The organism is Pseudomonas sp. AC211 (genome assembly GCF_979258055.1).
This window is the reverse complement of sequence record NZ_OZ409830.1, coordinates 4467501-4487082: the sequence shown is the minus strand read 5'-3', so window position 1 is coordinate 4487082 and position 19582 is coordinate 4467501. Positions and strand designations below refer to the sequence as shown.

Here is a 19582-nt window from a genome sequence, read left to right as displayed (position 1 = left end):
GGCCGAGGTTCTTATAGTGATGCCGTAGATTCTTGCCGCGCCCGCGCGCTGCTGAGAGTCCGAACACAATAAGAATAAGGAAATCGCCATGCGCTCGCCCCGTAGCCTTGCCGCAGGTCGTCTGTCTCCCTTCCGTTCGCTGTTTACGCTGGCGCTGCTGGCCGTGGCCGTGCTGCCGGGTGCTGCGCAGGCCAAGCTGGAGGCGCTGGCTGACAGTGAACTGTCGAACGTCACCGGGCAGGCATTCATCAACCTGACCACCGACGCCAATGCGGGCATCAACTACACGCGGGTGAACCTGGGCGTAAATCTCGATACCCAGCTGAATATGAAGAAACTTCAGCTCGGGCAGTACAACGATTCCCTCACTCGGCCGGGCGAAGTGGCGGGCTCTTCCGACATTCTGATCAACAACTTTGCCCTCGGCACGGTGAACGCCGACGACAGCATCAATGCGTTCAAAATCGCCAATCCATTTATCGAGCTGGCGTACGAGGGCAACAAAGTCATCGGCGTGCGCATCGGTTTTGGCGAGGCCAAAGGCACGCTGTCCGGTGACATTTCCAGCCTGACCGGCAACGTGCCGGTGCATATCAAAGGCACAGGCCAGGCGATTTATGACCAGGCCAACGTCGGCCAAAAACTGATTTTGGGCATCGGCGGCATTTACACCTCCAGCGTGTTGGAGGCGGACGCGCAACTGGTCAATGGCAGTGGCGCCGCCGACCCGATTCGTGGCACCCAGGCAGGCGTGAAAAATGGCGACGGCCTGACGTGCACCAGCGGCTGCCTGCCGATTCTGACCGACGCGGCGCTGGGCATTATCAAGTCCAACGGCTGCGCGCTGCTGGGCATTCAGACGTGCTTCAACCTCGACCAATTCAAATCGCTGCCGGTGGGCAACCTGGGCGTCGCCGATCAAGCCGGCACGGCTGCTATCGAAGGCGCGGCGAAAGGCTTTTTCATCTCGCTGCAGACCAAGGATGTGGCCTGGCGCGACCTGGACAGCAACAGCTTTATGACTGCCCTCAAGGGCGCGTTCATGAACATGCCCAAGTACCGAGACGCCAACGGCAATATGGTTTCGCCGATCAACATCGACTTCAACCAGGCGTTCAACGGCATTCCGCGGCAAGACACCTGCCTCGGCAGCGCCACTGCGGGTTGCTGATATGAACGCTCTCTGGCGGTTCGCTGGCTTGGCCCTGCTGGGCTTCAGCGCCTTGGCGCAGGCCGAGATGAAGGCGCTGGACGATCAGGAATTGTCGGGCGTGCAAGGCGCCGGCTTCGGCTTTGTGCTGGAAGACATTCTGCTCGACGCCAACAACGCGACCATCACCATCAACGACATCACCAACGGCAGCGGCCAGAACGTGCCGATTTCGGTGAAAGAGTTTTACCTCGGCGCGGCCGGTAGTAACAAAGGCGCCAACCTCAGTCCCGTGACCATCGGCCGCCTCAGTTCGCCATTCACGCTCGACCTCAACAAAGGCGAAAACCTGCGCACGCTTCGCGACGATGGCGTGTGGGTGCAAACCACGCCGAGCAATGTCGCGGTATTGGCGCTGACCTTTCCGGAGCGGCTGACAGGCGCTGCCGGGCAAGCCTGTATTTCCGGCTACGCGGCGGCGGGCAGTAACTGTTCGAGCCGGGCCAGCGAGAAAGCTGACCTGGGTATTCGCTTCGACTTTCAGGTGGCTGCTGGGCGCACCGACATTCTAAATATCGACATCGCCGAGTTGGCCATGGACGGCTCGTACCTGCGGTTGTGGGGCGATAGCGCCCGTAGTCAGTTGGTCGGCGAGATGCGCCTGAATTTATATGCGAAAGGTCTGACCGTAATGTCGTGCGCGGCCGGCGCCACCAACTGCGCCACGGCGGCTGACCAAGAGGCGCGCACCATCACGCTGAGCAACATGTACGCGAACATCTCGCTGGGGTACGGCAAAACCCAGCCGCTGCTGTTCGATGTCAACAGCAATGGCCAGTTTGTGCTGGAGCTGCCCAACCCCACGGCGGGCGGCACCACGGCGGCGCAGCGCAACACGTTGGCGACCGACTTCTACGCCAATGCGCCGCGCACCAATATCGTCATCGACAACCTCAAGGTCGGCAGCGGCAACTACAGCACCGGTGGCTACAACTTTGGCTACAACACGCTGCAGGGCTTGAGCATCAATTACCTGAAGGTGACCAGCCATGACCTTTAAGCGCATCGAGTGGTTGGTGTTGTGGCTGGCCTTGCTGCTGCCAGCGCTGGCGCGCAGTGAGTTGCAACCCATGGCCGATGACGCGTTAAGCGCCACCAGCGGCCAAGGCGGCGTGTATCTATCAGGTGATTTCAGCGTGAATAAAAACGGCGGCGTGTTGTGGTCGACGCCAACCACCAATACCGCCAGCGCCTGGACGGCCAACCAACGCAGTTGCGCCACCCTTGGCGCCAGCTCGCCGGAGGATTGCGGCATGCGCCTGGCCATTCGCGCTGAGGCGGCCGGTGGCTGGTACGTGCTGGACAATATGAAAGGCGTGTTCAGCTTCGACGGTCTGACTCTTCGCACACGGTTTATCGACAGCGGCTTCAATGGCGATGGCGCCACGTTCGCCCAGGACACGCTGGAGTTCGGCCTGCCCAACGAAGTGAAGTTTCAAGACACCCGCTTTACCTTCGCGGTGGCCAACCAGGGCGGCTGGCGCAACAAGGCCGGCACTGCCGCTAACGGCGGCGATGCGAGCTATCAGCAAACCAACATTTTCTCGGCGAAAATCGACGGCAGCATTCGTATGCAAGGCAACGTGCTGGTGTTTCCTAAAAACTGAGGGGTAAGCCGATGCGCCGTTCGTTGCTGCGTTTACCGCTGTGCATCGTCTTGCTGGGCCTCAGTGCGCCGGCGCTGGCCATGCAGGCGTTGGACGATGAGAGCCTGGCCGGTGTGAACGGGCAGTCCGGCATCAGCATGGAAATCAGCGGCGGTGGTTGGTCGGCAAGCTCGGTCGGCTACAGCGAAGACGGCAAAACCGTGGCGCTCAAAGATGTCAGCAATCGGCCGGCCAGTGGCGCCACGGCCACTTCGACCACCAAGGTCGATGTGGTCGGCAATCAGTTGGTGGTCGAACACAAAGCCAGCCCGCAAGTGCTGGCGGTGAACAACGTCGAGATGGCCGGCAGCAGCAACAGCTTCGGCAGTTTCCGCGCGTTTTACACCTTGGGCGCGACACTGAAGGTAAAAGGCGGCGGCAGCAGCGGGGTGAGCGGCATCGGCCTGGATGACAGCACGCTGTCGCTGACCGACGTGACGTTTTACTACCGCGATAACGGCTACGACCTGATCGTCAACGGCATGTCGCTGAACGCCTACCTCAACGCCGCGTATGTCGACATCGTCAATGGCGGCAGCGGCAAGGAAGTGAAACTGGACCTCGGCAATTCGCGGGTGCTGGCGAGCATCGCTGGCATCGGCCTCGACCTGGCCCATGGCGATGCGGTGAACGGCGTGCTGGCGACGCCGACAAATCCGGACACTCGCGACCCTAACGCGAGCAAAAGCTTTGGCTCGCTCACGCTCGACCTGCGCCTGGGCGGCAGCTTGAGCATTGCCAGTGGCGGCGCCAGCGGGCAGGGCATTCGTATTCGGCCGAATATCGCGATCACCAACAGCCTGTTTCAGTATCAGGACGAAGGCGTGCTGCGGGCCGAGAATTTTGCTGGCGTGCTGAGCAGCACCAGTGGCCTGACGGTGGACTTGGCGAGCGACACGGTGGGGACATTTGCTCAGGTGAAGTTTCCTGATTTGCGGCTGAATGCGACCTTGGGCGGCCTGATTATTGGCAATGCCAGCAACCAGAAGCTTGGCAGCCTTGGGATTGATCTGAATTTCCTCGATGACGGCGCGAAGCAGAACTGGCTGAAGCTGCGGGCGGGCGGCGACGTCAATTCCGGGCTCAAGGGCGTGACCGCAGACGTGAGCTGGAACATGGTCAACAGTTCGGTATCGCTGACCGATAACGGCAACAGCATGTGGTTCAGCGGCCTGCGCACCAACGGCAGCGGCCAGGTGACACTCGATGTGACCAAAAAGCTGCGCCGCTGGGGCCAGCACGGGCTGCTACGGCGGCACCCAGAGCGACATGAGCCTGGGCAGCTATAACGGCCATTACGACGGGCTGCGTGTGGGCCTCAATAACGTCAAGGGCAGTTACAGCTTCGATGGCCTGCGAGTGGGCAGCGCCACGGCGCCGTTGCAGGGCGGCACCGAGTTGCTGGTGCTGATGGAGATTTTTCCCGCCTACGACTTCACCCTGAATGGCCAACTGACCATTCAACCGGGCGGCAACGTGGGCAGCGGTGTGCGCTACAACGCTGACTTCTATGTGACCGAAGCGCGCGCGGCGATTACGGTCGACGAGGCCGGGCGCGGCTTGTGGTTGTCGGGCACCAGTTACGACATGCATTTCCGTGACGGCACGCTGGATATCAGCAGCGGCGCGGCGGGCGAGAAGGGCGGCGTCGAACTGCGTAAGGGCACGTATTGGTCGAAGCTCGACGTCAGCGATGTGCGCTGGGGTGACCGCGCCACGGGCACCAGTCTCGGGCGGATCATGCTCAAGCGGTACGAGCAGGGTTCGACCCTGGCGCTGAGTTCAGGCGGCGCCGGTGCGTTGTGTGTCGGCGGCAGTGGCGGCACGGCCAGCGCCTGTGGCGCCAGCGGCGGGCGCTGGGAAGATCGCGGCAACGAAGGTGTGTCGGTGAAACTGAAAAGCGTGTTCGTGCGTGATACGGCGGTGGACAGCTCGGTCAACGGCGTCGCCACCGACGAGAAGCGCAACCAGGTGCTGTGGGAAACCAACCGCACGGCAGGCAACGGCACCGGGGCGCAGTTGGTGATCGACAACTTTTCCACGTCCGACGGCGATCCGAACAATCCCAACGCCAATACCTATGGCGTGAATGCCGACCTGAACCTGGATGTTGCGCCGACCACCGTAAAAGTGAAAAGCGGGGCGAATGCGGGCACGACCGTGACGCCGGATCCGCTGGGGTTTGCGGTGAACGGGCGCATTACCTTCAAAGAGGTGAATGTGGATCGCTTGCAGAATGTGCACCCAACCGGCGGGGCGGTGACGGCCATGTATGGCATCAAGGCGCAGAACGCCGACATTCGCGCCAACCTCACCGCTACGCCGATTAACTAAGCGCGCGGCTTTTATCGGCGCGCATCGCGCACTTTTTCGCGGGCAAAAAAAGACCCGGCAAGAGCCGGGTCAAAAACCGTGATTAGCCTGATGAGGAGATAATCTGAAAGGCCGACTGAAGGTCTCTCAAAATATCGACTGATCTCGCGACCAGTTGCGGTAATAATAACAATTCTCATTTCTCAGTCAACCCCTTCCCCCAAACTTTTTTCTCGCCGGGCTTTAAAAGCACAAAACCCGGCGCTTGGCCGGGTTTTGCGTACAGCGTACGGCTTACTCGCTAGCGGGCAAACGCAGCTGGGTGACTTCTTTGTTCAGCAGATCGATGCGCCGCGCCATGCTTTCAATCAGGCTGTGGGCGATACGCGGATTGCTTTGCGTGAGGCTGAGGAATTGTTCCTTCGGAATCACCATCACCGTGCAAGGCTCGCTGGCCAGAACGGTGGCGCTGCGTTTCTCGCGGGTGAACACCGCCATGGCGCCGAAGATTTCATCTTTCTGAACATCGCCGACCTTATGGCCGTCGACGTAAGCCTCGGCGTGGCCTTCGATGATGATGAATACGTGGTCGGCTTCGTCGCCCTGGTGAATAAGCTCTTCGCCAGCAGCAAAATGCTGGAAGCCGGTGGCGGGGCGGATTTCCGGCTGTTTCAAACGCGCGAGTGCGTCGGACAGCAGCGCCGTATGGCCAATCAAGTACTGAACGAACAGTTCCAGCCGCATTTCGCTGGCATAGATATGTTTGAACACTTCGCTGCGGGTGTACGGCACCAGGCTCAGGGGCTCTTCGCTGCTGTACCGGCAGGTGGGAAATTCGATGCCTTGGCGCAGGCCGAACAGATCGCCTTCCTGCAGATAGAACAACGGACGCTCATCGACCAACGCATGCAGTAAGCCGTTTTCGATGATGAACAGCTGATTTCCCGGCACTGCTAGCGCGAGGTCGTCGGTGCGCTCCAGACGCAAGGTCGCGCCCGAAGGCGCAAGCCCTTCCAGCAGTTGCGTGGGGATGCCTTGCAGTCGGTTGATCAGCTGGTCGGCGTACGCCGGTTGCTCCCCGAGTAGGTACATACAGTAATTCCTTGAACTGGCTGGGCTTTCGAGAACGCACGAAGGTCCCTGAAACAATAGTTCGTGGCCGCCTCGGCGTAAATCCTCGAGCGCAGAGGATGTGAGCTAGCTCTTATTGTGCGGGGGCATAGCGTCCAGCTGGCCATTCAACTCCGCTTTGTGGGCCGGAGGCAACTCATTCCAGTGCACATCCAGCAATGCACCTTCGATTGCATAGAGTAAGACCTTCGACGCCCTGAACCCGCGCGCCTGCACGGCACGGTAGGCGCCCACTGCACCCAGGCGGCGTAGGTCGGTTGCGCTATGGATGCCGACGGCATGCAGCCATTGCGATGAGGTTTTACCCAGGTTTTTGAGGTGTTGCAGTTCGTCGTTCATCGCGCCTCCTTGGCTGCCGTGCTTAGTCCCCCGCGGTTAGCGCGACGGGGACCCTGCCAGGAAGTGTAGCGGCCAGTTCACAAAACGTGGCTGTTTGACATCTCTCCATGCTTTTTCCAGTGCCGGGGCGACGTCGGCGACCGGATCGCGCCCATTTTTGCGCTCCCACAACTGGCACGCCGACCACGTGCGCAAATACCCCAACAGGTGGTCGAAGCTCCACTGTGCCTGCATGGAAAAGGCGGGCATCGCTATCGGTTGCAGCGGTGAGTGAATGTCGCGGTAGCCGGCCTCGATGCTGGCCCGCCCGGCTGGCCAGTAGCCGCCCAGCGTGTTCCAGTAGAAATCGTTGACCACCTCGTCAATCGCCTCGTCGATGCTCATCAGCCCATAACACCAGGCGCAAAACAGCCCGTCCGGTTTCAGCAGCCGTTGCACTTCATCAAAGAAGGATGGGCCGGCGAACCAATGCAGCGCCTGAGCGACAATGATCAGATCCAGGCTTCGGCTGGCCAGCGGGATCGCCGTTGCGTCAGCGGCGAACACCGAAGTCGCCTGCAGCGTTTCACTGGCAGCGAGTTGCTCAACGCTGGCGTCACAGGCCAACACCTGGCGAAAGTGGGCAAGCAGCGGTTCGCTGGCCTGACCAGAGCCGCAGGCGATATCCAGCGCGCGTTCGGTGCTCGGACTTTGCTGCGCCAGCCATTGAAACAAGGCATCCGGGTAATGCGGGCGGAAGCTGGCGTATGCGGCAGCGCGGTTACCGAACAGTTGGGCAATTTCGCTCATGAAGGCGTGGACCGATAGCGCATGCGCGTGCCGTACGTAAGCGACATGACGATTTCATCCGCACTCAGTTCGATGGGGAAGAACACCCCGGAGATTTGCGCGTGCGCGATGCTCGCGCCGTCCATGCGCGTGTTGCGCAAATCCATGCCGCGCAAGTCGGCGCCGCGAAAGTAGGCGTCGGTGAAGTTGAAACCATCGGCTTCAAGCAGCCGCAGGTCCAGGCCGCGAAAGTCGGCGCCGGTAAAATCAAAGTCGCCACCTTGGGCTTTCAAGGCGTTCACGCCTTCGATGTCTTCATTGTGCAGCAGCACGTACAGCGGATTTTCCAATTGACGCGGCTTGCTCATGGCGGGCCTCCGATGTGGGGTTCATCGGCAGTATAGAAGCCGCGCTCAGCTCTGCCCGCTGGCTGAGCGCGGTGATCGCGGAGGCTTAGAGGCCTGGCAGGCGCTGGCGGATGCGTTCGATCAGGGAGTCGAGGCTGGCGCTCTCATGGGTGTCGACGCGTTTGGTCAGCACCAGTTCTTCTGCATTAAGCGGCTCGCGGCTGTTTTGCTGGGCGCGGATAACCTCGATGGTGGCATCCGATGGGTCTTGCGCGGCCGCCTGACGCTGCGCCAACCAGCTGGCGATAACGGTTTCGGGAGCCTGGCAATCCAGAATCACGAAGGGGGCACCGGTTTCCTGCGCAACGTCCCACGCGGCCTGGCGCTGCGCCTGTTTCAGGTAAGTTGCGTCGATCACCACCGGGAAGCCGGCGCGCAAGGCCGACTCCGCCAGTTGATGCAGGCGCTGGTACGTGGCAATGCTGGCGTCTTCGCTGTAGATGCCGGCAGTCAATTGCCCTTGTTCGGCCGTTTTCTGCTCGCCAAACAGGCGTTTGCGTTCGACGTCCGAGCGCAAGCGAATGGCGCCAAGGGCTTCAACCAAGCGCATGGCGACATGGCTTTTGCCCACGGCCGAAACGCCATGGGTGATCGCCAGCAAACGCGAGGGAATGGCGCTGTAACTTTCGGCCAGGGCGGCATAGCTGCGGTACTGACGCAAAATTACCGCGCGTTGCACGGCGCTTTCTTCCTGGCCGAGGCGGAAAAGGCCGACCTTGCCACGCACCATCGCCCGATAGGCTTTATAGAAGTTGAGAATTTCCAGCGCGTCGTAGTCGCCAGTTTGTTCCAGCCAGGCGCTGACGAAACGGCGCGACAACGGCTTGAGGCCACGGTCTTCCAGGTCCATTGCCAGGAAGGCGGCATCGGCGGTGACGTCGGTCAGGCGGAAGGGCTCATTGAATTCGATGCAGTCGAACAGCACCACTTTGCCGTCCAGCAGGGTGGCGTTGCCCAAGTGGATATCGCCGTGGCATTCACGAATAAAGCCCTCAGCTTTACGACGCTCGAACAGCGGCTGCAGGCGCTCGAAGCTGGCTTCGGCCCAGGCTTGCAACGCGTCGAGCTGAAGCAGATCGGCTTTTTCCGAGAGCATGGGGCGGATCTGTTCGAAGTTTTGCGTGACCGGCGCCATGATCGCGGCGGCGGTGCCCAGCGGATGGTCTTGCGGCACGCGCGGCGCGTTCAGGTGGAACTGCGCGATCTGTGTGGCGAGGGCGTCGATGTGGTCGGTAGTCAGCTCGCCGCGGCTTTGCACTTCGGCCAGTAGCTGGCTTTGTGGGAACTGGCGCATTTTCAGGGCGTAGTCGATTACCGGGCCGCTGCCGTTAATTTGCGGAGCATCGGCACTGCCGGTGATGGGCAGCACTTCGAGGTACAGCCCTTCGGTCAGGCGCTGGTTCAGGCGCAGCTCTTCGTTGCAGAAGTGCTCGCGGTCTCTAAGGGATGTGAAATCGAGAAAGCCGAAGTTGACCGGCTTTTTGATTTTGTAAGCGAAGGGACCGGTCAGCACCACCCAGGAGATGTGCGTTTCAATGACCTGGAAACCTTCTACCGGATGCGGGTAAAGGGCCGGGTTCTGCAAGGCGGCAATCAGGGTTTGGCTCACGGTCTTTCCTTGAATAACGGACTGAATTCAGGCGGCCATTATGGCGGCTGTGAGCAAGTGTGCAAACCGCTGGGAGGCGTCTGTCTGGCCCAGGCAAAGTGCGTATAATGCGCCGCCATGACACGTACCCGATCTTCTCGCCCCTCTCGTTCGCGCCCTAAATCCCGCTCTGGTGGCATGCGCCGCTGGCTGGGTTGGCTGCTCAAACTCAGCATCGTCGGCCTGGTGGTCGTGGCCGGTTTTGCCGTGTACCTCGACGCCGTGGTGCAGGAGAAATTCTCCGGCAAACGCTGGACCATTCCCGCCAAGGTGTACGCCCGGCCGTTGGAGTTGTTTGTGGGCCAGAAACTGGCTAAAGACGATTTCCTCACCGAGCTGGATGCCCTTGGCTATCGCCGCGAAACCTCGGTGACCGGACCCGGCGCCGCAGTGGTGGCGGGCAATAACATTGATTTGAATACCCGCGGCTTTCAGTTTTATGAAGGTGCGGAGCCTGCGCAGCGCATTCGTGTGAAGTTTTCTGGCGACTACGTGGCCGGGCTCACTCAGTCCAGCGGCCAGGATCTCGCCGTGGCACGCCTGGAGCCGCTGTTGATCGGGGCCTTTATCCAGCGCACAACGAGGACCGGATTCTGATCAAGCTCGATCAGGCTCCTCCTTATTTAGTGGAAACATTGGTAGCGGTTGAAGACCGCGAGTTTTTCCACCATTTCGGCGTGTCGCCAAAATCCATTGCCCGTGCGTTCTGGGTCAATGCCAGCGCCGGGCAGATGCGCCAGGGCGGCAGTACGCTGACGCAGCAGTTGGTGAAAAACTTTTACCTGACCAGCGAACGCAGCCTCAGCCGTAAAGCCACTGAGGCCATGATGGCGGTGTTGCTGGAGCTGCATTACAGCAAGGAGGAAATTCTCCAGGCTTACCTCAACGAGGTATTTCTCGGTCAGGACGGGCAGCGTGCGGTGCATGGCTTCGGTCTGGCCAGTCAGTACTTCTTCAGCCAGCCCATGGCGGAGCTGAAGCTCCATCAGGTGGCGTTGCTGGTCGGCATGGTGAAAGGGCCAACCTATTACAACCCGCGCCGTAATCCGGAGCGTGCGCTTGAGCGACGTAATCTGGTGCTCGATCTGTTGGCTTCGCAAAACGTCGTCACTGTCAAACAGGCCGAAGCGGCTAAGAAAAATGCCGCTGGGCGTGACCAAGCGCGGCAGCATGGCAGACAGTTCCTACCCGGCCTTCCTCGATTTGGTGAAGCGCCAGTTGCGCCAGGACTACCGCGATGAAGACTTGACGGAAGAAGGCCTGCGAATTTTCACCAGCTTCGATCCGATTCTTCAGCAGAAAGCCGAGAACGCACTGCACACCACGCTGAAGGGCTTCAAGGGCCGCAAAGGCGCCGACGAAGTGGAAGCCGCCATGGTGGTGACCAATCCGGAAAGCGGCGAAATTCAGGCCATGCTCGGCAGCCGTCAACCACGCTTCGCCGGGTTCAACCGCGCGTTGGACGCGGTGCGGCCTATTGGCTCGCTGGTTAAACCAGCGGTGTACTTGACTGCGCTGGAACGCCTGAGCCAATACACGTTGACCAGTTGGCTGGAAGACGAGCCGTTCTCGGTCAAGAGTAAAGACGGTCAGGTGTGGACGCCGCAAAACTACGATCGAAAGGCTCACGGGACGATTTATCTGTACCAAGGCCTGGCTAACTCCTACAACTTGTCGACCGCCAAGCTCGGGCTGGAGCTGGGTGTTCCGAATGTGCTGAAGACGCTCCAGCGATTGGGTGTTTCCCGTGAGTGGCCGGCATTCCCATCGATGTTGCTGGGTGCGGGCGCGCTCAGTCCGATCGAAGTGGCCGGCATGTACCAGACGCTGGCCAACGGTGGTTTCAATACGCCATTGCGCGGCATTCGGAGTGTGTTGACTGCCGAAGGGGAACCTCTCAAGCGCTATCCGTTCCAGATTCAACAGCGTTTTGATCCAGGTGCCATTTACCTGGTACAGAACGCAATGCAGCGCGTGATGCGCGAAGGCACCGGGCGCTCGGTCTATAACCAACTGCCGTCGACGTTGAACCTGGCCGGCAAGACCGGCACCAGTAACGATTCGCGCGACAGCTGGTTTGCCGGTTTCAGTCAGGATTTGCTGGCCGTTGTGTGGATGGGCCGTGACGATAACGGCGGCACACCCTTCACCGGCGCAACGGGTGCTTTGCAGGTGTGGACAGGGTTTATGAAACAGGCTGACCCATTGCCGCTGAACATGCCGCTGCCCGATAACGTGGTCCAGGTGTGGGTCGACGCGAACAACGGTCAAGGCTCCGATGCCAACTGCCCGAACGCGGTACAGATGCCGTATATTCGCGGCAGCGAGCCGGCAGCCGGTGCGGCCTGCGGCGGGCAAACGCCTGCAGGGGAAGTGATGGACTGGGTGCGCGGTTGGATGAATTAAGTGATGAGGTGCTCAGTGAATAAGTGGTTGATCCCTGCATTAATAGCCACCAGCGTGCTGACCGGTTGCGCCAGTGTTCAACGTGGTTCGATCCCGGTGGTCGACTCTGGCGCGCCGCTTTCCGCTGATCGCCCGCCGGTCAATGGACGCGCGACCACTGGCGGCTACGCGCAAACGCCAGCCCAGCCGCAGACTCAATCGGTGCCGCAGGACTCCGGCGTGGTGGTGATGGTGCCGGGCCAGGGCCGTGCGCCTGCGCCCATTCAAACTTACCCGGGCGGCTCATCCGTGAGCAGTGCGCCGATATCGTCGGGCGGCATTACGTCTGGCCCGATCACGACGGGTCCGATCACGCCCGGCCCGAGCGCCAGTTACAGCGTGCCCACCCCTGTGGCGCCAAGCGGTATCCCGTCATCGGGCGGTCTGGCCGCTGATGAACAGTTGGATGGCCCGGTGCTGGCCTTGCTCACCACGGCGCAACAGCAGCAGAGCAGTGGCGATCTCAATGGTGCCTCGTCCAGTCTGGAGCGCGCGCAGCGCATCGCCCCAAGCGAGCCGCAAGTATTGTATCGACTGGCTCAGGTGCGTTTGGCTCAAGGTGATGCCGCGCAAGCCGAACAGGTAGCGCAGCGTGGTCTGACCTATGCCAGCGGTCGCCCCACACTCCAAGCCAGCCTGTGGGGGCTAATCGCCCAAGCGCGGGAAAAACAAGGCAACGCCTCGGGCGCCGCCCAGGCTCGCCAGAAGGCTCAGGTGAATCTCTGATGGATCAGCGGCTGCCTGCGCTGGCGGATCACTTGCTGCTGATTGAGCGGGAATTGCGTGCTCAAGGATGGTGGGCGGCGACGCCTCCGTCCGCTGATGCTTTGGCTAGCGTCGAACCGTTTTGCGTAGACAGCCTGTCGTTCGAAGAGTGGCTGCAGTGGATTTTTCTGCCGCGCATGAAGGTAATTATCGAAAGCGGGCAGCCGCTGCCGTCGGTGTCTGGCATTCGGCCAATGGCGGAAATGGTCTACAGCGCCAAGCTAGGGCAAGGCGACCGGCTTGCTCGTGTTGCTTGGCGAGTTTGATGGCTTGATCGGCGCGGCAACTTCCTAGGAAGTTGCCGGTGTGGCGGGAGGCGTCAGTCGCTGCACGTGTCGGTAATGGCTTTCATATCTTCGGCAATTTTGCTTTGCCGCTCTTCCTCGGTGAAGCGGCGTGTTTCGCCGTTCACTTGCACCATCAAGCGCGGATTGTTCTGAAGTTGCGACAGGTGGGTACGCACCGCCTCGCAGTACTTCGCGCGCTCTTCCTCTTTCGCGGCAATTTCTTTCTTCACTTTTTTCATCAATGGCTTTCTGCGCCGGATCATCGACCGTCCCGGGTGCCGGTAATTTGGGCAGTGCCGGGGGAGGCGTTGGCTTCGGCTGGGAAACTTGGGTGCTGATCGGCGTAGCGTCCTGGCCCTGCGGCGGCTGGGCGCCAAAGTGGGTGTTGCCCTGTGCATCGACCCATTTGTAAACCTGGCTGGCCGAGGCGGCTGCGCTTAGGGCCAACAGCAAGCTGCCGGTGATGATCATGCGTCGCATGCGGTGTCCTTCTGATTAGCGGCGGAACGTGCTGCTAACTATAACCAAATCCAGCCACTCGTCACCCTGCACCCGGTCACAGCTGCAATTCAAAGAAAGCACCACGGATGACTTGACTTGAGAGCGTTGAATCCGAACAATTCGACGTTCGCTGTAGTGGAGTCGGCCGCAAGCAGGCTTTAGCTCAGCAGACATGAGGCGCATACCCGTGCCGACCTGTTACACCCGCAACGCGTTACCTCGCGCTGGGTGGGAAAACCCCGAAACACTTAGGGGCGTTCCCAATACTTGCTCAAGTAGTAGCTGGCGTAGTCGGCGACCACCGTCGCTCATGCTCTGCTTGGCGGTAAACCTATTCGGACCCGTTCGTTTGTGAGCGGTTCTCTAAGCGTTTTAGAGGTGAACAACGTGGAGCTTTTATCTGGCGCTGAAATGGTCGTCCGCTTTTTGCGTGACGAAGGCGTTAAGCATATCTATGGGTACCCAGGCGGTGCCCTCCTGCATATTTACGATGCGCTGTTCAAAGAGCCGGAAGTGACTCACATCCTGGTTCGTCACGAGCAGGCCGCGACCCACATGGCTGACGGTTACGCCCGCGCCACCGGTAAAGCCGGCGTGGTGCTGGTGACGTCCGGCCCTGGTGCGACTAACGCCATTACCGGTATTGCCACTGCCTACATGGACTCCATCCCGATGGTGATCCTGTCTGGCCAGGTGCCTAGCAATATGGTCGGTACCGACGCGTTCCAGGAAACCGACATGATCGGTATCTCCCGGCCGATCGTGAAGCACAGCTTCATGATCAAACACCCGTCCGAAATCCCCGAAGTCATGAAGAAGGCTTTCTATATCGCTCAGTCCGGCCGCCCAGGTCCGGTAGTTGTCGATATCCCGAAAGACATGACCAACCCGGCGGAAAAATTCGAATACGTTTATCCGAAGAAAGCCAAGCTGCGCTCCTATAGCCCAGCTGTGCGTGAGCCACTCCGGGCAGATCCGCAAAGCCGCTGAGATGCTGCTGGCGGCCAAGCGCCCAATTCTGTATTCGGGTGGCGGCGTGATCATGGGCAATGCATCCGAGCCGCTCACCGAGCTGGCGAAAATGCTGAATCTTCCCGTGACCAATACCCTGATGGGCTTGGGCGGTTTCCCTGGTACTGACCGCCAATTCATCGGCATGTTGGGCATGCACGGCAGCTACACCGCCAACCTGGCGATGCACCACGCCGATGTGATTCTGGCCGTTGGCGCGCGCTTTGATGACCGTGTTATCAATGGCCCGTCGAAGTTCTGCCCGAACGCCAAGATCATCCACATTGACATCGATCCGGCGTCGATCTCGAAAACCATCAAGGCCGACGTGCCAATCGTAGGTCCGGTCGACAGTGTGCTGACCGAGATGGTCGCCATCCTCAAAGAAATCGGCGAAACCCCGAATAAAGAAGCGGTGGCCAGCTGGTGGAAACAGGTTGATGAGTGGCGTGGCGAAGGCGCGTTGTTCCCTTACGAGAAGGGCGACGGCAGCATCATCAAGCCGCAGACCGTGGTTGAGACCTTGTGCGACGTCACCAACGGCGATGCCTTTGTGACCTCCGACGTGGGCCAGCATCAGATGTTTGCGGCGCAGTACTACCGCTTCAACAAGCCGAACCGTTGGATCAACTCCGGTGGTCTGGGCACGATGGGTTTTGGCTTCCCGGCTGCGATGGGCGTGAAGCTCAACTTCCCGGACGCCGACGTGGCGTGCGTGACCGGCGAAGGCAGTATCCAGATGAACATTCAGGAACTGTCGACCTGCTTGCAGTACGGCTTGCCGGTCAAGATCGTCAACCTGAACAACGGTGTGCTGGGCATGGTTCGCCAGTGGCAGGACATGACCTACAGCGGGCGCCATTCGCACTCGTACATGGAATCGCTGCCGGACTTCGTCAAACTGGTCGAGGCTTATGGCCACGTGGGTATGAAAATCACCGATCTGAAAGACCTGAAGCCAAAAATGGCTGAGGCCTTTGCGATGAAAGATCGTCTGGTATTCCTCGATATCCAGGTGGACACCAGCGAGCACGTTTACCCGATGCAGATCAGAGATGGCTCCATGCGTGACATGTGGCTGAGCAAGACGGAGCGGACATAATCATGCGACATATCATCTCTCTGCTTCTGGAAAACGAACCGGGCGCGCTGTCCCGCGTGGTGGGGCTGTTCTCTCAACGTAACTACAACATCGAAAGCCTGACCGTGGCGCCGACTGAAGATCCGACCTTGTCGCGTCTGACGTTGACTACTGTCGGCCATGATGAGGTGATCGAGCAGATCACCAAAAACCTGAACAAGCTGATCGAAGTCGTCAAGCTGGTAAACCTGTCGGAAAGCGCCCATATCGAGCGCGAGCTGATGCTGGTGAAAGTGAAAGCGACGGGCGCGCAGCGTGCCGAGATCAAGCGTACTACCGATATTTTCCGCGGCCAGATTGTGGATGTGACGAGCAGCGTCTACACCATCCAGCTCGCTGGAACCAGCGACAAGCTGGACAGCTTCATTCAGGCAGTGGGCACCAGTTCGATTTTGGAAACGGTCCGCAGCGGCGTCACCGGCATTGCCCGTGGCGACAAAGTTCTGAGCATCTAACTCATTTAGCGCGAGGCCCTGACGGGCCTCAGAAATCAGGGGAAATTCATGAAAGTTTATTACGATAAAGACTGCGACCTTTCCATCATCCAGGGTAAGAAAGTCGCCGTTATCGGTTACGGTTCGCAAGGCCACGCTCAAGCGTGCAACCTGAAAGACTCCGGTGTTGACGTGACCGTTGGCCTGCGCCCGGATTCCTCTTCCCGCGCCAAAGCTGAAGCTCATGGTTTGAAAGTAGCTGACGTGCCTGCTGCCGTTGCTGCTGCCGACCTGGTCATGATCCTGACCCCGGACGAGTTCCAGTCCCAGCTGTACAAAAACGAAATCGAGCCGAACATCAAGAAAGGCGCCACCCTGGCCTTCTCCCACGGCTTCGCGATTCACTACAACCAGGTTGTGCCGCGCAAAGACCTCGACGTGATCATGATCGCGCCGAAGGCTCCGGGTCACACCGTGCGTACCGAGTTTGTCAAAGGCGGCGGTATTCCTGACCTTATCGCTGTTTACCAGGACGCTTCTGGCAATGCCAAGAACGTTGCCCTGTCTTACGCTTCGGGCGTGGGCGGCGGCCGTACCGGCATCATCGAAACCACCTTCAAAGACGAAACCGAAACCGACCTGTTCGGCGAACAAGCCGTTCTGTGCGGCGGTACCGTTGAGCTGGTTAAAGCGGGCTTCGAAACACTGGTTGAAGCCGGCTATGCGCCAGAAATGGCTTACTTCGAGTGCTTGCATGAGCTGAAGTTGATCGTTGACCTCATGTACGAAGGCGGTATCGCCAACATGAACTACTCGATCTCCAACAACGCTGAATACGGCGAGTACGTAACCGGTCCGGAAGTCATCAACGCCGAATCCCGTCAGGCCATGCGTAACGCTTTGAAGCGCATCCAGGACGGCGAATACGCCAAGATGTTCATCAGCGAAGGCGCCACCAACTACCCATCGATGACCGCCAAGCGTCGTAACAACGCCGCTCACGGTATCGAGATCATTGGTGAGCAGCTGCGTTCCATGATGCCGTGGATCGCTGCCAACAAGATCGTCGACAAAGCCAAAAACTAAGGCTGTTCGATCCAGAAAAAACGCGGCTACGGCCGCGTTTTTTCGTTCTAGGCTAAGGCTCTGGTATAAAGCCTCAGTGCTGGAGCGGGTGAACCCCGGATCAGCGTACTGGTCGAAAAACTTTCCAAACCGTTGCAAGGTGTAGTTCATGAACGAACGTCCCGAGGAGCCGGCTAACGGTTCCGATGCAGAGAGCCTGCTGCCAATCGATGAGCATGTTGAAGAAGGTCATGACGCCGAAGGGCGCAAAGTCCGCCACCGCGGGGTTTACCTGCTGCCCAACCTGTTCACCACCGCCAACCTGTTTGCCGGTTTCTACTCGATCATCAATGCCATCAACGGCAACTTCTATGTAGCAGCCGCCACGGTGTTCGTAGCGATGGTGCTTGATAGTCTCGACGGTCGCGTTGCGCGTCTGACCAATACCCAGAGCGCGTTCGGCGCCGAGTACGACTCGCTGTCCGATATGGTCGCGTTCGGTGTAGCGCCGGCCATTCTTGCCTTTGAATGGGCGCTGGGAAGCATGGGCAAAGTGGGCTGGATGGTTGCCTTCATCTATGTGGCCGGTGCTGCGCTGCGGTTGGCGCGCTTCAATACGCAGATTGGCACGGTCGATAAACGCTACTTCATTGGTCTGGCTAGCCCGGCAGCAGCCGGTGTGGTCGCGGGCACCGTATGGGCGTTCAGCGACTTCGGCATCCAAGGTTCGAACATGTCGTTCGTGATCGCCTTGTTGGTGGCAGCCGCAGGCATGTTGATGGTGAGCAACATCAAGTATTACAGCTTCAAGGATCTCGACCTCAAAGGACGGGTGCCTTTTGTAGCGATTCTTGCGGTGGTGTTGGTATTCGCCGTGGTATTCAGCGACCCACCACGTATTTTGCTGCTGATATTCCTCGCCTATGCTGCGTCCGGGCCTGTTCAATACCTGCTGCGCCTGCGCCGTCGTAAAACTGCGGAGTGATGTAATTTCCCTCAGGCTCCGCGGTCTATTGGCGCGTCAGTCACTGATAGTCGCGGAGTTTCCCATGTTGATCAAAATCCCTTCTGCTTCCGCGTCGAGTGAATCCGACGTCACGCCCGAGTCGGTTTACCTCTCACGTCGTTCCTTCTTTGCTGCAGCAGGTGGCGCCGCCGCGGCATTGGCGCTGCCGGCATACGTGCGCGCGGAAGCCTCGCGCTATGCGGATGTTGAAGAAGCCCCGGCGCCAGGTTGGTTCGCTGACAAGTTGAAGGCGGCTCGCTGGCAAGCCGTTACCGCCGGCAGTGAAACGATCACGCCGTTCAAAGACGCTACGCACTACAACAACTTCCTATGAGTTTGGGCCTGATAAAGGTGACCCGGCACGCTACGCCGGCTCGTTTAAAGCTGAGCCCTGGACGGTGATGGTCGATGGGGAGGTTGCCAAGCCGGGTCGCTACTCGTTGGAGGATATGTTCAAGGAGCAGCAACTTGAAGAGCGGATTTACCGCCTACGCTGCGTCGAGGCTTGGTCAATGGTCATTCCCTGGATGGGGTTTTCGTTGGGCGACGTGCTCAAACGCTTCGAGCCGACGGCGAAAGCCAAATATGTTCGCTTCGAAACAGTGGTCGACCGTGAGCAAATGAAAGGGCAGAGCTCCAGCTTCTCGCTGATCGACTGGCCTTATATAGAAGGCTTGCGCATGGACGAGGCGATGCATCCGTTGGCGATTCTTGCGGTTGGCATGTATGGGCGGGTGTTGCCGGGGCAGAACGGGGCGCCGTTGCGTCTGATCGTGCCTCGGAAGTATGGCTTCAAGAGCATCAAGTCGATTGTGCGAATCACCCTGACGGAAGAGCAGCCTACTAATACGTGGCAGGCGCTGGCGGCTGACGAGTATGGGTTCTATGCCAACGTAAATCCGGCCGTTGACCATCCGCGTTGGACGCAGGCGCATGAGCGACGTCTGCCGAGCAGTCTGTTTAGTCCGAATGTAATGCCGACCCGTCTGTTCAATGGGTATGACGAGGTGGCCTCGTTGTATAGCGGTTTAGATTTGCGGACTAACTATTGATGCGATATCGGTTATGGCGTTTCGCGGTGTTTTGTCTGGCCCCCGTTCTCCCTTTGTATTGGCTGTATCAAGCCTGGGCGTTTGCGCTAGGGCCAGATCCGGGCAAGGTGCTTGTTGATCGCTTGGGGCTGGGTGCGCTGACACTGCTGCTTATTACCTTAGCGATGACACCGCTGCAGCGCTTGACCGCGTGGGGAGGCTGGATTGCGGTGCGGCGGCAGTTGGGGCTTTGGTGCTTTACTTATGCGGTGCTGCATGTGTCGGCTTACGCCGTGTTTGTGCTTGGGCTGGATGGCGGGCAGCTGTTGATCGACTTGCGCAAGCGCCCTTACATCTTCGTTGGGGCTTTGGCGTTTATCGGCTTGCTCGCGTTGGCCGTTACGTCCAACCGCTGGAGTATTAGAAAGCTGGGC

At 59.5% G+C, this 19582-nt stretch carries 15 protein-coding genes and 5 pseudogenes (1 of these 20 running past the window's edge); 14 read left to right on the top strand and 6 right to left on the bottom strand.

The window, feature by feature from the left end; all coding sequences use genetic code 11:
* The first annotated feature begins 88 nt into the window (after positions 1 to 88).
* Genes ACZZZP_RS21190 through ACZZZP_RS21170 form a run of 5 tightly spaced genes read left to right on the top strand, consistent with a single transcriptional unit; the run spans position 89 to position 5190 of the window.
* Positions 89 to 1171 (top strand): DUF6160 family protein, encoded by a 1083-nt coding sequence (locus ACZZZP_RS21190; RefSeq protein ID WP_241000484.1) that lies wholly within the window; start codon positions 89 to 91, stop codon positions 1169 to 1171.
* 1 nt (position 1172) lies between these two features.
* The gene (locus ACZZZP_RS21185; protein WP_463384016.1) at positions 1173 to 2210 is read left to right on the top strand and encodes a hypothetical protein; all 1038 of its coding nucleotides are present in this window, start codon (positions 1173 to 1175) and stop codon (positions 2208 to 2210) included.
* Positions 2200 to 2817: a hypothetical protein gene (locus ACZZZP_RS21180; RefSeq protein ID WP_463384015.1), complete on the top strand. Its 618-nt coding sequence runs from the start codon at positions 2200 to 2202 to the stop codon at positions 2815 to 2817. Before ACZZZP_RS21185 ends, ACZZZP_RS21180 begins: the two co-directional genes overlap by 11 nt.
* 11 nt (positions 2818 to 2828) lie before the next feature.
* A complete protein-coding gene (locus ACZZZP_RS21175; RefSeq protein WP_463536825.1) occupies positions 2829 to 4145 on the top strand; it encodes a DUF6160 family protein in 1317 nt (438 codons plus the stop codon).
* Complete coding sequence (locus tag ACZZZP_RS21170) at positions 4126 to 5190, top strand: hypothetical protein (protein WP_463536824.1); 1065 nt, start codon at positions 4126 to 4128, stop codon at positions 5188 to 5190. Before ACZZZP_RS21175 ends, ACZZZP_RS21170 begins: the two co-directional genes overlap by 20 nt.
* Before the next feature lie 273 nt (positions 5191 to 5463).
* On the opposite strand, the gene ACZZZP_RS21165 is transcribed toward ACZZZP_RS21170, so the two are convergent.
* The 5 genes from ACZZZP_RS21165 to ACZZZP_RS21145 all read right to left on the bottom strand — a co-directional run bounded on the left by ACZZZP_RS21165 (position 5464) and on the right by ACZZZP_RS21145 (position 9423).
* The gene (locus ACZZZP_RS21165) at positions 5464 to 6261 is read right to left on the bottom strand and encodes a Crp/Fnr family transcriptional regulator (protein ID WP_463384013.1); all 798 of its coding nucleotides are present in this window, start codon (positions 6259 to 6261) and stop codon (positions 5464 to 5466) included.
* 105 nt (positions 6262 to 6366) lie between these two features.
* Positions 6367 to 6639, bottom strand: coding sequence for a TfoX/Sxy family protein (locus tag ACZZZP_RS21160; protein ID WP_122491889.1), 273 nt, complete (start codon positions 6637 to 6639; stop codon positions 6367 to 6369).
* Between the two features lie 36 nt (positions 6640 to 6675).
* Positions 6676 to 7428 carry a class I SAM-dependent methyltransferase gene (locus ACZZZP_RS21155; RefSeq protein WP_463384012.1) on the bottom strand — a complete coding sequence of 251 codons (753 nt, stop codon included), beginning with the start codon at positions 7426 to 7428 and terminating at the stop codon, positions 6676 to 6678.
* Positions 7425 to 7775 carry a pentapeptide repeat-containing protein gene (locus tag ACZZZP_RS21150; RefSeq protein WP_463384011.1) on the bottom strand — a complete coding sequence of 117 codons (351 nt, stop codon included), beginning with the start codon at positions 7773 to 7775 and terminating at the stop codon, positions 7425 to 7427. Before ACZZZP_RS21150 ends, ACZZZP_RS21155 begins: the two co-directional genes overlap by 4 nt.
* Positions 7776 to 7860: 85 nt before the next feature.
* The gene (locus ACZZZP_RS21145; protein WP_463384010.1) at positions 7861 to 9423 is read right to left on the bottom strand and encodes a bifunctional aminoglycoside phosphotransferase/ATP-binding protein; all 1563 of its coding nucleotides are present in this window, start codon (positions 9421 to 9423) and stop codon (positions 7861 to 7863) included.
* A gap of 117 nt (positions 9424 to 9540) precedes the next feature.
* Between ACZZZP_RS21145 and mrcB the strand changes: the two are divergent.
* From mrcB to ACZZZP_RS21130, 3 genes and pseudogenes are all read left to right on the top strand, one after another.
* A pseudogene (gene mrcB / locus ACZZZP_RS21140) lies at positions 9541 to 11868 on the top strand (penicillin-binding protein 1B).
* A 15-nt stretch (positions 11869 to 11883) separates the two neighbouring features.
* Positions 11884 to 12633 carry a tetratricopeptide repeat protein gene (locus ACZZZP_RS21135; protein ID WP_463384008.1) on the top strand — a complete coding sequence of 250 codons (750 nt, stop codon included), beginning with the start codon at positions 11884 to 11886 and terminating at the stop codon, positions 12631 to 12633.
* Positions 12633 to 12966, top strand: a pseudogene (locus tag ACZZZP_RS21130) (YqcC family protein). The gene ACZZZP_RS21135 and the pseudogene ACZZZP_RS21130 overlap by 1 nt, the downstream one beginning before the upstream one ends.
* Before the next feature lie 25 nt (positions 12967 to 12991).
* Here ACZZZP_RS21130 and ACZZZP_RS21125 read toward each other — a convergent pair.
* Positions 12992 to 13439 (bottom strand): annotated as a pseudogene (locus tag ACZZZP_RS21125) (DUF4124 domain-containing protein).
* A gap of 408 nt (positions 13440 to 13847) precedes the next feature.
* Between ACZZZP_RS21125 and ACZZZP_RS21120 the strand changes: the two are divergent.
* From ACZZZP_RS21120 to msrQ, 6 genes and pseudogenes are all read left to right on the top strand, one after another.
* A pseudogene (locus ACZZZP_RS21120) lies at positions 13848 to 15573 on the top strand (acetolactate synthase 3 large subunit).
* A gap of 2 nt (positions 15574 to 15575) precedes the next feature.
* Positions 15576 to 16067 carry an acetolactate synthase small subunit gene (gene ilvN, locus ACZZZP_RS21115; RefSeq protein WP_108099957.1) on the top strand — a complete coding sequence of 164 codons (492 nt, stop codon included), beginning with the start codon at positions 15576 to 15578 and terminating at the stop codon, positions 16065 to 16067.
* A 48-nt stretch (positions 16068 to 16115) separates the two neighbouring features.
* Entirely contained in the window at positions 16116 to 17132 is a 1017-nt protein-coding gene (gene ilvC, locus ACZZZP_RS21110; protein ID WP_122451504.1) for a ketol-acid reductoisomerase, read from the top strand.
* Positions 17133 to 17280: 148 nt separating this feature from the next.
* Positions 17281 to 18096 carry a CDP-diacylglycerol--serine O-phosphatidyltransferase gene (gene pssA, locus ACZZZP_RS21105; RefSeq protein WP_122491881.1) on the top strand — a complete coding sequence of 272 codons (816 nt, stop codon included), beginning with the start codon at positions 17281 to 17283 and terminating at the stop codon, positions 18094 to 18096.
* A 64-nt stretch (positions 18097 to 18160) separates the two neighbouring features.
* Positions 18161 to 19169, top strand: a pseudogene (gene msrP / locus ACZZZP_RS21100) (protein-methionine-sulfoxide reductase catalytic subunit MsrP).
* Positions 19169 to 19582, top strand: partial view of a protein-methionine-sulfoxide reductase heme-binding subunit MsrQ gene (msrQ, locus tag ACZZZP_RS21095; protein ID WP_463384005.1) — the 5' portion only. 180 nt of this gene lie beyond the right edge of the window; only the first 414 of its 594 coding nucleotides appear in the window; the start codon lies at positions 19169 to 19171; its stop codon lies beyond the right edge, outside the window. The pseudogene msrP and the gene msrQ overlap by 1 nt, the downstream one beginning before the upstream one ends.

Bases quoted from the DNA above. Each gene is read 5' to 3' on its own strand.
- ACZZZP_RS21150 (WP_463384011.1), bottom strand. From the start codon at position 7,775: ATGAGCAAGCCGCGTCAATTGGAAAATCCGCTGTACGTGCTGCTGCAC.
- ilvN (WP_108099957.1), top strand. From the start codon at position 15,576: ATGCGACATATCATCTCTCTGCTTCTGGAAAACGAACCGGGCGCGCTG.
- ACZZZP_RS21190 (WP_241000484.1), top strand. From the start codon at position 89: ATGCGCTCGCCCCGTAGCCTTGCCGCAGGTCGTCTGTCTCCCTTCCGT.
- pssA (WP_122491881.1), top strand. From the start codon at position 17,281: ATGAACGAACGTCCCGAGGAGCCGGCTAACGGTTCCGATGCAGAGAGC.
- ACZZZP_RS21155 (WP_463384012.1), bottom strand. From the start codon at position 7,428: ATGAGCGAAATTGCCCAACTGTTCGGTAACCGCGCTGCCGCATACGCC.
- ACZZZP_RS21160 (WP_122491889.1), bottom strand. From the start codon at position 6,639: ATGAACGACGAACTGCAACACCTCAAAAACCTGGGTAAAACCTCATCG.
- ilvC (WP_122451504.1), top strand. From the start codon at position 16,116: ATGAAAGTTTATTACGATAAAGACTGCGACCTTTCCATCATCCAGGGT.
- ACZZZP_RS21165 (WP_463384013.1), bottom strand. From the start codon at position 6,261: ATGTACCTACTCGGGGAGCAACCGGCGTACGCCGACCAGCTGATCAAC.
- ACZZZP_RS21185 (WP_463384016.1), top strand. From the start codon at position 1,173: ATGAACGCTCTCTGGCGGTTCGCTGGCTTGGCCCTGCTGGGCTTCAGC.
- ACZZZP_RS21170 (WP_463536824.1), top strand. From the start codon at position 4,126: ATGAGCCTGGGCAGCTATAACGGCCATTACGACGGGCTGCGTGTGGGC.
- ACZZZP_RS21175 (WP_463536825.1), top strand. From the start codon at position 2,829: ATGCGCCGTTCGTTGCTGCGTTTACCGCTGTGCATCGTCTTGCTGGGC.
- ACZZZP_RS21180 (WP_463384015.1), top strand. From the start codon at position 2,200: ATGACCTTTAAGCGCATCGAGTGGTTGGTGTTGTGGCTGGCCTTGCTG.